We start from the raw sequence: 12,994 nt of genomic DNA, 5'->3' as shown, positions 1-12,994 counted from the left end.
ATCTAAAATAAATTGCGAGAACTCTCAATTCAAGCAAGATTAAACCTTCTTATTCAGAAAATCCTCAATTATTTGCATAGTCTGCTCAACCATAAAGCATGGAAAACCGTGTGAAGCCCCTTCAAAAGAAACGACAGATAAATTCTTTGCAGACAAATTATCAAAATTACACATAACTTGGTAAGGAACTAAAGCATCATGCTCAGCAAACACATGCAACTGCCTACCCTGATTATTTTTATACATTTCAACCAGATTTAATTGCTCCAGCAACTGTAACCCATCCCTAAGCAATGCAATCGGTTGTGGGCGAATCAATTTCTGCATGGCTAAAAAGTCTTTTTTTGCGGAACTTGCACCTTGACACACCAATAAGCCAAACCGTTTTAGCGTAGTAATCGCATCCTGTTCAAATGACTGCTTAAACTGCATAAAGGTGTCTACAGGCATGGCTGCCGACCAATCCGATTGAACAACAAAACAGGGATTTGAAGCCAAAGTGATTAAAACTTTCTGTTGAGCATATTGTTGTTGTATTTGATTGACCAAGATGGTTGCCAGTTGTCCACCAAGCGACCATCCGATAATCACATCAAACTTCACTGCAAGTTCGACATGCTGTTGTAAAACGTCATCATTCAAGGCATTAAAAATATCAATCCGCTCAACCACATGTCCTTGTTTCTCTAAAGCCTCATGTAACGGTTTTAATAATTCGGCACCACCGCCCCATCCTGTAATCAGTAAAATCTTTTGTTCCACATTGTTGCCTAATTATTCAAACTTGCTTCGAAGTATAACCTGTTTCTTTCTCATCATTATTTTCCAAATCGATCAATAATCTTGTTGGAATGACTTGTTCCCAATGCTGTTTAAATTGCTGATGATATCTATCAATTTCAAATGAACTGTTTTTCGCGACCTGTTGCGCCTGAGCAATATCTTTAGCTCGCGTATAGGCAAGTAAATAATTTTCTCCATTCAACTCAAGTTGAAACCACGATTCCACTTTCACACCTTCAGCTTGAAGCGTTTGAATTGCTTCTGCTTTGCGTTTTTCAATTTCTTGCTGCCAAGCCTCGACCTCTGCCTGTGTATTTATTTTTAATTTAATGAGAACCGCACCAACATCCATTGATTTTCCTTTTCTTTTTAAATAATCAGACGATTTTTAAATTTACTAACGTACGAATGATTGCACTTTGAGATCAACATGATAAATACAGTAAAGTCTAAAGTTTCAACACCTACCAGCTCACTTTTTAATCAAAACATTTAGCCTCTGCACAGCACAAACCGCTTTATTTTCCAAATAAAATACTACACAAAACGGATAGCACTCAAAAAAAGTGGATAGATCTAAAAGCTGAACCACGTTTCAATCTTAGAAAGTTTTTATTTATTAGCCAAAGCTAAAACAGCGATAACAAAATATTTAAGTCGCTTGATCAGTTCTTCTAACAAATAAAAAACTCAACGCAATCAGGTAACCCAAATACTCAACAAGGAAATGATGTATTTCAGGCAATTAATTTTCACCTGCACAACAGTGTTAACAGTTTTTTTAATTTAAGGGAATAAATATGAAAACAATTGAAGTTAATACGATCATTAATCGTGATCATTTATCACCACTCCAATGGCTAGTGTTTGTACTGGGTTTCCTAGTATTTTTTTTCGATGGTCTTGATACAGGCATCATCGGTTTTATTGCACCTGCTTTACTTGATGACTGGAGCATTACCAAACCTGAGTTAGCGCCTGTATTAAGTGCAGCACTGGTAGGGATGGCAATTGGCGCAATTATTTCAGGGCCAATGGCGGATAAGTTTGGGCGCAAAGGCGTCATTGTGTTTACTACCCTGCTATTTTCTATATTTACGATTCTTTGTGGGTTTGCGTCCTCTACACAGGAATTGATGATTTATCGTTTTATTACAGGTATCGGTTTAGGTTCTGCTACCCCCAATATCAGTACCATTGTTTCAGAATACATGCCTGCAAAACGTAAAGCTTTTCTAACAGGGCTAGTGGGTTGTGGCTTTATGTTAGGTATCTCTTGTGGGGGCCTATTATCAGCTTATTTATTAGAAGGTTTGGGTTGGGCTAAAGTTTTAATTTTAGGAGGGATTACACCATTATTTCTAGTGATCGCCCTACTATTCAAACTCCCTGAATCCGTACCCTATCTGTTGAAAAAAGGACAACAACATAAAGCCCGACATATCTTGGCAAAGATTCAAGGACAACCTTTTTCCGAGAAAGTAAACATTGAATTAGCTCAAGTTGATAAAAATAATTCTGGAAGTCCTATAAAAATTGTTTTAGGTCAATATCTATGGGGATCCGTTATGTTGTGGCTGTGCTGCTTCATGGGACTGTTAGTATTTTATTTATTAACCAGCTGGATGCCAACGATCTTAAAAACAGCTGGATTCAGTACACAACAGTTTAGTCTAATTGCATCTCTCTTTCCCTTAGGTGGTGTGGTTGGTGCTGTTATCTTGGGCTGGTATATGGATAAGCTCAACCCAACTATAGTGATAAAATATGCATATCTCATGGCTTTTATTTTGTTTATTGTTGCGGGTTTCGTTAGCTCCAGTATTTTATTACTAGGTATCAGTATTTTCTTAGTCGGTATATTACTGACAGGGGCTCAGTCTTCAATATTACCGCTCGCTGCACTTTTCTATCCATCCGTTTGTCGTGCAGTAGGCGTATCATGGATGCATGGTATTGGTCGCCTCGGAGCAATTCTAGGCGCCTTTTTCGGTTCTTATATCTTTACATATGAAATCAGTCTTGGTGGTATTTTCTATCTTCTCTCATTACCTACTTTTATTGCCTTTATTGCACTGAGTTTAAAAGCCAAAGGACAAAAGCCTAAAACTGAAACAGCTTTAAATATCAATGTATAAGGTAGAAAAACCCAGCATACCAATAAGCTGGGTTTCATTGATCTAACCAAAATCAGTGATTTTTAGTGAAGTGAATTGCAATAAAGTAAATCAATTGGCCTAAATTCTAACTTTATTGATGCATGTTCCCAACTCACTATGCATTGTCGAACCAATCAAAAAAGTTCTATAAAGAATTTCCTAACACATTTAGGTTTTAAATTTGCTACAGTAAGCCTATTACACTTTGAGAATAGAATGATGAATACGATAAAGTCCAAAGTTCTAGTAGTATGCAGTTCACTTTTTCTACTCGCTTCACCGACCCTCAGTACAGCACAAAATACGCTGTTCTCAAAGCAAGATACTGCACAAAAAGAATGGGTTGGGCAATCTGCACCGGACTTCAAATTACAGGACCAAAATGGCAAATGGCATACCTTGAATCAATATAAAGGTAAATGGGTCGTGCTTTATTTCTATCCTAAAGATAACACTGCAGGATGCACTCAAGAAGCCAACCAATTTAAGTCGCTGTACCCACAGTTTACAAAATCGAATGCCGTGGTACTCGGTGTCAGTCTGGATGATGTTGCATCACATCAAAAATTCTCAGAAAAACTCGGTTTACCCTTCCCAATCCTTGCCGATGATAAAGGTGAACTTGCAACTAAATTTGGCATTGTTCGTAACTTGGGGATCACCAAAATTGCCAAACGTGAGAGTTTTCTAATTAGTCCTCAAGGCGCAGTAATGTATCACTATACTAGCGTTAATACCCAAACTCATGCAGATCAGGTATTGAAGGATTTAAAAAGCTTACAAGTTAAATAGCAGCATTCTTTATACTTTGTCTGGCAATGAAATCTCGTTTAGAGCCTTATTTAAATTGCTCAAAAATTTTGGGCAATTTCTTCCAATATTCTTAAAGCTTTTGTAATGAGCCAAATCTTCAAGGCATATCTTGGTCAGAAGACCATCCACAATCTCTCAATATAAGAATTTGTTTATTATAGTAATTTATTAAAAATCACATTTAACATATTCACTTAGTTGCTATTCTAAATAGATGATCTATTACAACAACGCTATCGTATTAAATAAAAAATAATCTAAAATGCACGACAATTCATTCTTATTCTTATATTACTGATTTAAAAAGAAAGAGCTTACTCACATTATGGCAAAGAAATTCTCTACCACGACAGATATGTTTAGCCCTGAACATGGCTATCTTGGTTTTCTTCTCAGACAAGCAGCCCATACCTATCATTTAAAAATGGAAAAAGCATTATCAGACTATGGATTGACTCCCCCACAATTTACTATTCTAAAAATTGTGTCTGTTTACTCAGGTTGCTCTAATGCAGAAATTGCACGTTATGCATCGTTAACGCCACAAACGGTCAACTTAATGATCAATAAACTAGAAAAATTAGAGTTTGTTATAAAAAGTGCTCATCCTCATAACAAAAAAGTGCAATGCATTGAAATTACTAAAGATGGTCTACATATTTTAGAACAATCATCTGATGCGATAGAACAACTGGAAGCACAACTGGAACATCATTTTTCCTCAGAAGAAATTTACACATTGCGTAAATGGTTCGCTTTTATTCAAAAATAAGGTTAACTACAGCTATAGAGTTTGATTTAGACTTATTATTCATCCATATATCAAAAACTTACCCATTATTTTCGGTCAAATTTTATAGAAACTATGCTTAAAACCCTATAGACATACTCACCCTCAACATTTTTAGACATAAAAAACCATATTGTTTAACTTTTTAGTTTCTACTCCATTGCCTAAACATGCCTATAAAAAATTAACTCCAACATGAAAAACCACTTCATTATAATTTCTCTTTAATTAACAACAAAATATTTAGACTATTTTTTAAATAAAATCCTATTTACATGAAAATAAAATTCTATCTCTTAAGCATTTTCACCCACTTACATAAAGATATATTTTTTTTGTTCCCAGCATTTGAAATATTATCAGCATGCTGATATCTTAACTATCAGGATGATGAATTTTCAACCAAAAATATTATTTACTCTTATTTTAAACAGGATGTTTATTATGATTAAACCTTATGGTGTAGTCGGTTTAGTGCCAACGATCTGGGGAATTAAAACCCGTGCAGATATAATGAAAAATATTTCACATTTAGAAGAATTGACTGCAGGTGCATTATGGCTAAGTTCTCTAGACTTACCCGTCAAACTATTAGTTCTACCAGAAGGTGCATTACAAGGGTTTAATGATGAAGCCTTAGACATACCAATTGCTGATTTTCTAGAAGACGGAGCTATAGAAATTCCAGGCCCAGAAACTGACCGCTTAGGTAACTTAGCTAAACATCACAATGTGTTTATTATGGCTCAAGCAAAAGTCAAAGATCCTGAATGGCCTGGCATTATGTTTAATGTAGGATTTATTATTAATCCTCAAGGCAAGATTATTTTAAAACATCATAAAATGTCTGCCCTCTTACCTTGTGAGCGTTCAGCTTCACCACATGATTTATTTGATGCCTGGGTTGAAAAATACGGTTATAACTTACAGTCTTTCTGGCCTGTCGTTGATACTGAAATTGGCCGTCTAGGTATCATGATGGCCATGGAAGGTAACTTTCCTGAAAATGGACGCGGCCTTGCAATGAATGGTGCCGAGGTTGTCTATCGAGCTTCTTTGCCAACACCATTTACAGAAAATGATATCTTTGAAATTTCAAATCGTGCCCGTGCACTTGAAAATAATATGTATGTCGTTGCACCGAATATCGGTGGGATGTATTTAGATCAAAATACCCTAGCGCCAATTGATTGTGGTGGAGGCTTATCAAAAATAGTTGATTATAAAGGTCGTATTGTGGGTAAACAAAGCGATACGAATGGCTCAACCTATGTTTCTGGTGTCGTTGATATTGAGGCTTTACGCTATCACCGGACACATTCTCAAGTTTCCAACTGGATGAAAGACATACGCACTGAATGTGCCCAATTAATTTACAAAGAAAATATTTATCCAAAAAATCTTTATCTTCATCAGGCTCAAAGTAACCACGCAGACTATAAAACTCAAGTGATTGAACCACAAATCCAGAAAATGTTAGATCGAGGTATTTGGAAGAAAAGTAGCTACGATCTATAAGTTAACTAAGTAACTGGAGCTATATCTTAGCTCCTTTTTTAATCTTTTAATTTCACCTAGATTCTACCGAAATGCCTGACCGATCCTATCAGCCTATTGAAAGCTAAACCTTGAATTATCATGGAGTTTTAATTTTTAGATAAGCTGATTGAAAAAATAAATACTTAGCTAAAGGAACAAGCTATGTCTCTAAATCTTTGTTATGGAATCCAATCTTTAGACCCTTTGTCAAATATGCATTTTTCTCAAAAATCACTCATTTGTCAAAATACAGATTTATCCGAAACTCACCGTAATGTTTCTCATATTTTTAAGCCTCATCGCTTAAAGCCCTGTTCGTCTTCTTCAACAGTTTCGTCATTACATCATCTCCAATATGGAAATTTATCCATTAGCCGTCTTGAATATGGTTTAGATGTCTATATTGAACCTGACAGCCTTACGGACTTTTATTTAATTCAGATCCCATGTCATGGTTATGCAGAAATTGAATATGAACAACAAAAGTTTATTTCTTATCCGCAAATTGCAGCCTTATTATCACCAGACCTTCCTTTACGTATGAAGTGGAAAGCAAATTCTCCCCAAATAGTTTTGAAAATTTGTAAAAATAAACTTCTACTCCACTGTCAACATCATCTGGCAAATTACAGTTTAAATGCCCCTATTTTTGCTCCCCAATTAGATTTCTCCAATATCAATGGACAATATTTTTTACAGCTATTTCATCAGTTATTACAAGCCATTAATTCAGAAACTCACCCTTTAAATCATCCATTAGCCATGCAACAGTTTGAATCAAATATCTATAATGCATTGTTATATGGGCAATCACACAGTTATTACTCTCAACTATGCCACACTCAGGATAAATATATTTCCCCACATTTTATAAAATTAGCAAAAGATTATATTCACAACCATTTAAATGAAAATATCAGCACTGAAATATTAGCACGTCACTCTGGTGTCAGTGTACGAAGTTTATTTTTAGGCTTTCAAAAATATTTAAATATGACACCTATGCAATATTTAAAAGACCTACGTTTTAAAAAAGTTCATTCCGAACTCATTAAAGGTAATCAAAGTATTACAGATATCGCCTTAAAATGGGGATTTACCCATTTAGGACGTTTTTCTCAAGAATATAAAAAACGTTATGGTCATACTCCTTCTGAAACTAAACAACATCTTAGCTTTTAAAAGAGCAAATATTCTTTTAATATAAAAACCAAAAGAGAGTTTCTATAAAAAAGCTCTCTTGGTTTTAATAAAATTAATAATAAAACTTTCAGTTTCCAATTATTGGATTTAGTTTATTCACATAAATTCTGTTATTATCCAATCAGGTTAAATTTATAGTTGCCCATTTTAACTCTGTCAATGTTTCAACATCGATATCTGTTCCTTCACGACCAAACCCACTGTCTTTTACACCACCAAATGGAACATGAGGCTCATCCAGTATGGTTGGGGCATTGACATGCACCATGCCAGCTTCAATTTCTTGCATAAAACGAAATGCATGATTTAAATTCTTGGTAAAAATCGCAGAAGATAACCCATAGTTACTCTTATTTGCCCATTCAATTGCCTCATCTAAGCCATCGATTGAATAGACTGAAGTCACTGGACCAAATGTCTCCTCTTGAAATACTTTCATGGTGTCATTCACTCCAGATAAAATCGTCGGTTTACAACGATTTCCAATCCATTCTCCACCTGTGTGAATTTTTGCACCTTTCTCAAAAGCATCCTGAATATGATGCTGTATGCGATCACGTTGGCGTTGTGAAATAATCGGGCCAACAAAAGTATTTGGGTCATCTAAATCGCCCAAAGTCAGTGCTTCGGTTTTTTCAATAAAGCGACTTAGAAATTTTGCCTCTATTTTTTTATCAACATATATTCGGCTTGAAGCCATACATGCCTGTCCCTGAAAGAAAAATTGACCAGAAACGGCAGCATCTACCGCGGCTTCAATATCAGCATCCTCAAGAATAACTAAAGGACTTTTCCCTCCTAGCTCTAACAAACAACGCTTCATGCGTGAACCGCACAATTCGCCAATATGTTTCCCTACACGAGAGGAACCCGTGAACATTACCGCCTTAACAAGTGGATGAGTTGTTAGGCTATCCCCTATTATTGCGCCTTTACCTGTTACCATATTTACAGTGCCTGGTGGAAGGCCAGCTTCGTGATACATATCAACCAATAAGCTAGTAATCATAGGCGCTTCTTCAGAAGGTAAAAGTACGACTGTATTGCCTGTTGCTAATGGAGATGAACTAAGTTTGGTACTTTTTAATAACGGTACATTAAAAGGCGTAATGGCCCCAACAACTCCAAGAGGCTGACGCATCGTTAATGCGAAGCGACCAACATTATCAGAAGGCAAGGTTTGCCCATTAATACGTCTGGCAATACCAGCAGCCGCACGGAGACAATTTATTGCATATTCAACTTCATACAATGCTTTACCTATCGGAGAACCCACCTCTTTGATTAAAATATTCACAAAATCTTTTTGATATTTTTCTACCAATAAAGCTGTTTTCAGTAAATATTCTTCTCGCTCTTTTGCCAGACTATGACGATATGTTTTGAATGCCTCATGCGCATTGAGTACAGCATATTCAATATCGTTCTTTTCACCTTCGGCTACTCTGGCAAAAATTGAATCATCTTCTGGATTTAAATCATTAAAGTAATTATTTTTGATCGGTGTAATTCGTTTACCACCAATCCAGAGATCAATTGTTTCTACTTTATTTTGCAATACTTTTTCCATTCGCTATTTTCCTAGTATAAATATGATGCATTGCATTTTTCCAACCATATCAATGCATGAATTAAAGGAACTCTAAATCAGCAAATACATTTCATTCATTTAAAGTCCCTTGTTTCACTAAAGTGTTTGAGGGTGCTCGGCTGCAATACGATATTTTCCCGCATGGAAAACCAATGGATCACCCTGTGTCTGTCGGTAATGTTCGATTTCACCGATAAAAATTAAATGGTCACCACCTTCATATTGATTCACATTCCGACATACCAGCGTAGCCAAGCTTTCTTCAAGGATTGGTAGCCCTAAATCACACATCTGGTGGGCAATATTTGCAAATTTGTCTTCGGCACCTTTGGAAAAGTGTCCTGATACATCATGCTGTTGATGACCTAATACATGAATCGCAAAATGTGAAGCTGCCACAAAGTCAGGTAAGCTGGGTGCAGTTTTAGATAAGCTCCATAAGATTAAAGGTGGATCTAAGGACAAGGAAGAAAATGAGTTTGCAGTCATGCCAATCTTGCGTCCATCTTGGCCTCTTGTGGTAATCACAGTGACGCCTGTAGCAAACTGTCCAAGTAAATTACGAATATTGCGAGGCTCTTTACAATTTATTGTTTTTAAACCTAAATCAGTGGCTGAGTACGTCATGCTGAACTCCCCTTTTAAGCTACACAATTAAGTTTAAATTGCATTAAAAACTGTTCGCTTGCTGTTGAGTCAAACCACCACGGAGAGAAACCACGAGGGTCATCAAAATTATTCACAATATGCGAAGCAATACTTTGATTTTGAGAAGCAGCCACTAAAGCCTCGACCATTTGTGGTTCTGGTGGGCGCAACATACTGTTCGTCCAATTCACGACATCTTGTGCATAATCCCAATAGTGCTCAAAAGTTTGAGTCATCCATGTCTCATCAAAGATCTGATCACCATGGGATAAAATTGCCTCATAATAAACTTTGCTACACTTGGCTGCGTTATTTGAACCTTGTCCTGTAATCGGATCATTCACCACCAATGCATCAGCCATACCAAAAACTTTTTTGCCTGAAGCTAGGGTCAATACTGGATGACGTACGGTCGGAGTAAAGCGTCCTGCAATACATCCACCATCATCAGTCAGCTCTACTTGACGACAACGTTCAGCTTCCCATGGCAGATATTTTTCTAAAATTTCCAAACTTTTTGCTAAATGTTGGTCTGGTGTTTTCACATCCTGCCAGCAATCCATTGGGCCATTTGGAATCCCTTCAAAAACCATGATTTCACATGGCCCACTCGTTGTCAGAGCTGGGAAGCAGAAATACTCACCTACTCCGGGAATCAGGTTAAATGCAACGCGAGAGTATGGAGACATCGGCTTCATCCCCTTTACATAGGTCAAAGCCAATGCACGTTGAGGTTGTTGAAATGGGCTATGCTGATCATTGCGTTTAAACTGATTAACAATCTCGCCTTTACCAGCAGCCAGCAACACCAATTCATATTGATCTGCCAATTGCTCTAACTCGGGCAGCCCAATATCCTGAATGACCAGACGACCACCTCGACGTTCAAACTCTTCCATCCATACAGGCATTTTGACACGTTGATCTACAGACTGTGCGTAACGTTGTAAACGGGCACTCCAACTAAAAACCTTTTCTTTCTTATCAGGCTGGACCAACGTAATACTGATTCCTTCAACTGAAGGACACTGCTCCTCCCATTGGTTTAGTCCCAAATCCCGTTCAGTTTGTAGGGCTGTATGAAACATACATTGACTCGACATGACTTTGCCATTTTTTACTTGTTCGGCAGTGCGATTGGTATATAAACTCACTTCATAGCCTTTATCCAAAAGCCCCAGACCGAGTTGTAAACCTGCTTGACCAGCACCAACAATTGCTATTTTGCGCATGTGTTTATTCCTTATTCATTCCATGAAAAATCTTTATTTTGTTTAAACTTGAGATGCGTTAACTCAACTCTATTCAGCTGGCTAAACGCGGGATAGCAGGCCGATTTTGTTCTGGTCCCATCACGCTGTAGCCTCCATCCACGGCGTAATCTGCCCCTGTTACGAAACTCGCTGCTGTAGAACTGAGGAATAACACCACATTGGCAACTTCCTCGGGATGACCTAAACGTCCGAGAAGATGGTAATCTGCCGCAACTTGATCCGCTTTTTTACGATCCTGACCACTGACCTCTGCAATTACACGAGACCACGTCCAACCTGGGGAAACAGAATTTACACGTACCCCATCACTCGCAAAATCCATTGCCATACTTTTAGTTAAAGCTTGCATGGCTGCTTTTGAGACGGGATATAGCCATCGTCCTGTTTGCGCACACTGAGCAGAAATTGAAGTGAAATTAACGATAGAACCCTGTGTTTCTTTAAGATCGGAATACACGGCTCGCGTTAACTCAACAGCAGAAACTAAATTGATATCTAAAGCTTGCAGCCAGTCTTGTCGACTAGACTGAAAACCATCATCTAAATAAGTACAAGCTAAATTAACTAAAACATGAATCTGTCCAAATTTTTGTTGGACTTGTTCAATGGCTTTTTTCAGTTGTTGATCATCTGTTAAATCTGTCTGGATAAACAAAACCTTGCCAATATGAAGATCTGCTATTTGTTGTCCTGCTGGGTCAATATCAAGAATGGCAATCTTTGCGCCTGCACGGATAAATGCGTCTACTACGGCTTGCCCTATTAGCGTAGCGCCACCGCTAACGACGATCGTTTTTCCTACAAAATCAATATTCATCATCTTCTCCTTAAGCTACAGATTTACTTTCGCTTGAAGACCAAGATGGCATCAAGGTATTTGAAGCTAAGGATTCATCAATGAGTTTTTGTGCTGTTTCAACACCAGCAACGGGTAAACCTTGTGGATTTAAAATCCCTAATTGCACAAGAACACTGGCTTGATCCCAATAAATATGTTCATGACATAGTTTCGGTCCACGGAATTTTATTATTCCAAGCATCGGAATTTGAACCTTTTTTCCTGTTGGAGCGATACCTGGAATTAACCAGTCAATTTCTTCATCATGAGTAAAACTCATAATAAATTCATCGACCACTTGCGTTGCTCCAACTGTACGGGAAATTGGAGTCAGACTCATATCTTTGGGATTTTGATGTACAAAATGATATTGGTAAAAACGAGATAATTGTTTGTATCCCACTCCACCAGTCATTGTCGGGATATGGTTAACATAAGGCTCTGCAACCATGGTCGCCATCGTTGCAGGAACGTCTCTGGTATCAAACTCATGACGGATATGCTCTTCCCAGAGTGCCGCCAGATCATAAGATGGTCCAATTGTTTTACGTAACGCAGTTATCGTTCTTTCATGCGCAAATTGTGCAGCAACTTTATTAAAATGCTCACCTGCTGGACGGGCAAAAGCATGGTCAACTTGAGGGTAAACATAAACCTCTGCTTTAGCCACTTTCTGCAACGTGTTTTGGATGGTGGTACGGACATTTTCTGGGGAGAACTGATCTAGTTCAGCGATATGTAATACCAACTTTCCTTGAATATTCTGGCTTTCATCCAATGCTTTTTCGATGCCCACCCCATAATAAGCCACCGAGCAGGCAAGCTCAGGAATACGGCAGGCAGCTAAATAAGCAAGTTTTCCACCTAAGCAAAAACCAATCACGGCCTGTTCTACGTTGGTATCACAAACATCCAGAGTTTTTAAGAAATTGAGGCTATCTTGAATATCCTGAACACCTAAGTTTTCATCAAACTGTTGATATAACTCAAATGCGCGTTGAAAATCTTCGTTCCCATAACCTAATTCAATTTCAGGCTCAATTCTCCAATACAGGTCGGGTACTAAAACGCTATAACCTTCTTCTGCAAGTAAATCGGCCTTTTCCCGCATCGCCTGATTTACACCAAAGATTTCTTGGCACAACACAATACCTGGACCTTTACCATCTACAGAAGTTGCCAGATAAGCTTTAAATTGATTACCAGTCGCTGTTTTTACTTGAATATATTGTCCTGCCATGTTCTTCATCCTTGCTGGTTGTTATCCCTATCATGCAAAGATTAAAATCAGTTAAACAGGTCAATATCTGCAATCTCTATCCAGAAATTGCAAATTTTATTGGCAGAAAAATAAAC

At 37.6% G+C, this 12,994-nt stretch carries 12 protein-coding genes; 5 read left to right on the top strand and 7 right to left on the bottom strand.

The features are described from left to right. Nucleotides 1-39 precede the first annotated feature (39 nt). On the bottom strand, nt 40-762 hold the full coding sequence (locus tag IEV36_RS14720) for an alpha/beta hydrolase family protein (protein ID WP_005256275.1): 723 nt from the start codon (nt 760-762) through the stop codon (nt 40-42). A 16-nt stretch (nt 763-778) separates the two neighbouring features. Next, complete coding sequence (locus tag IEV36_RS14715; protein WP_005256274.1) at nt 779-1,135, bottom strand: DUF6176 family protein; 357 nt, start codon at nt 1,133-1,135, stop codon at nt 779-781. A gap of 448 nt (nt 1,136-1,583) precedes the next feature. Between IEV36_RS14715 and IEV36_RS14710 the strand changes: the two genes are divergently transcribed. The 5 genes from IEV36_RS14710 (at nt 1,584) to IEV36_RS14690 (ending at nt 7,266) form a co-directional block, all read left to right on the top strand. Beyond that, nucleotides 1,584-2,921 carry an MFS transporter gene (locus IEV36_RS14710; RefSeq protein WP_005256273.1) on the top strand — a complete coding sequence of 446 codons (1,338 nt, stop codon included), beginning with the start codon at nt 1,584-1,586 and terminating at the stop codon, nt 2,919-2,921. A gap of 237 nt (nt 2,922-3,158) precedes the next feature. Then, nucleotides 3,159-3,734, top strand: a complete 576-nt coding sequence (locus tag IEV36_RS14705; RefSeq protein WP_032863846.1) for a peroxiredoxin — start codon at nt 3,159-3,161, stop codon at nt 3,732-3,734. 346 nt (nt 3,735-4,080) lie between these two features. After that, nucleotides 4,081-4,527 (top strand): MarR family winged helix-turn-helix transcriptional regulator, encoded by a 447-nt coding sequence (locus IEV36_RS14700; RefSeq protein WP_005256271.1) that lies wholly within the window; start codon nt 4,081-4,083, stop codon nt 4,525-4,527. Between the two features lie 462 nt (nt 4,528-4,989). Beyond that, complete coding sequence (locus IEV36_RS14695) at nt 4,990-6,063, top strand: nitrilase-related carbon-nitrogen hydrolase (protein WP_005256270.1); 1,074 nt, start codon at nt 4,990-4,992, stop codon at nt 6,061-6,063. Between the two features lie 183 nt (nt 6,064-6,246). Then, nucleotides 6,247-7,266: an AraC family transcriptional regulator gene (locus IEV36_RS14690; RefSeq protein WP_005256269.1), complete on the top strand. Its 1,020-nt coding sequence runs from the start codon at nt 6,247-6,249 to the stop codon at nt 7,264-7,266. A gap of 142 nt (nt 7,267-7,408) precedes the next feature. Here the strand turns inward: IEV36_RS14690 and IEV36_RS14685 are convergent, their stop codons facing one another. The 5 genes from IEV36_RS14685 to IEV36_RS14665 form a co-directional block, all read right to left on the bottom strand. Then, nucleotides 7,409-8,857, bottom strand: coding sequence for an aldehyde dehydrogenase family protein (locus tag IEV36_RS14685; protein ID WP_005256268.1), 1,449 nt, complete (start codon nt 8,855-8,857; stop codon nt 7,409-7,411). A 117-nt stretch (nt 8,858-8,974) separates the two neighbouring features. Then, the gene (locus IEV36_RS14680; RefSeq protein WP_005256266.1) at nt 8,975-9,505 is read right to left on the bottom strand and encodes a flavin reductase family protein; all 531 of its coding nucleotides are present in this window, start codon (nt 9,503-9,505) and stop codon (nt 8,975-8,977) included. Nucleotides 9,506-9,519: 14 nt separating this feature from the next. Then, nucleotides 9,520-10,758, bottom strand: a complete 1,239-nt coding sequence (locus tag IEV36_RS14675) for a styrene monooxygenase/indole monooxygenase family protein (protein WP_005256264.1) — start codon at nt 10,756-10,758, stop codon at nt 9,520-9,522. 73 nt (nt 10,759-10,831) lie between these two features. Continuing rightward, complete coding sequence (locus IEV36_RS14670; protein ID WP_005256263.1) at nt 10,832-11,617, bottom strand: SDR family oxidoreductase; 786 nt, start codon at nt 11,615-11,617, stop codon at nt 10,832-10,834. Between the two features lie 10 nt (nt 11,618-11,627). Continuing rightward, entirely contained in the window at nt 11,628-12,878 is a 1,251-nt protein-coding gene (locus IEV36_RS14665; protein ID WP_005256259.1) for a dienelactone hydrolase family protein, read from the bottom strand. Nucleotides 12,879-12,994 lie beyond the last annotated feature (116 nt).

Source organism: Acinetobacter vivianii, assembly GCF_014635885.1.
In the GTDB taxonomy this organism is placed as follows: domain Bacteria; phylum Pseudomonadota; class Gammaproteobacteria; order Pseudomonadales; family Moraxellaceae; genus Acinetobacter; species Acinetobacter vivianii.
The sequence above is the reverse complement of the archived record's forward strand: the minus strand, read 5'-3'. Positions and strand labels throughout refer to the sequence as shown.

Excerpts from the sequence above, each read along its gene's own strand:
- IEV36_RS14665 (WP_005256259.1), bottom strand. The coding sequence starts at position 12,878 with ATGGCAGGACAATATATTCAAGTAAAAACAGCGACTGGTAATCAATTT.
- IEV36_RS14670 (WP_005256263.1), bottom strand. The coding sequence starts at position 11,617 with ATGAATATTGATTTTGTAGGAAAAACGATCGTCGTTAGCGGTGGCGCT.
- IEV36_RS14695 (WP_005256270.1), top strand. The coding sequence starts at position 4,990 with ATGATTAAACCTTATGGTGTAGTCGGTTTAGTGCCAACGATCTGGGGA.
- IEV36_RS14710 (WP_005256273.1), top strand. The coding sequence starts at position 1,584 with ATGAAAACAATTGAAGTTAATACGATCATTAATCGTGATCATTTATCA.
- IEV36_RS14705 (WP_032863846.1), top strand. The coding sequence starts at position 3,159 with ATGATGAATACGATAAAGTCCAAAGTTCTAGTAGTATGCAGTTCACTT.
- IEV36_RS14685 (WP_005256268.1), bottom strand. The coding sequence starts at position 8,857 with ATGGAAAAAGTATTGCAAAATAAAGTAGAAACAATTGATCTCTGGATT.
- IEV36_RS14680 (WP_005256266.1), bottom strand. The coding sequence starts at position 9,505 with ATGACGTACTCAGCCACTGATTTAGGTTTAAAAACAATAAATTGTAAA.
- IEV36_RS14715 (WP_005256274.1), bottom strand. The coding sequence starts at position 1,135 with ATGGATGTTGGTGCGGTTCTCATTAAATTAAAAATAAATACACAGGCA.
- IEV36_RS14700 (WP_005256271.1), top strand. The coding sequence starts at position 4,081 with ATGGCAAAGAAATTCTCTACCACGACAGATATGTTTAGCCCTGAACAT.
- IEV36_RS14690 (WP_005256269.1), top strand. The coding sequence starts at position 6,247 with ATGTCTCTAAATCTTTGTTATGGAATCCAATCTTTAGACCCTTTGTCA.
- IEV36_RS14675 (WP_005256264.1), bottom strand. The coding sequence starts at position 10,758 with ATGCGCAAAATAGCAATTGTTGGTGCTGGTCAAGCAGGTTTACAACTC.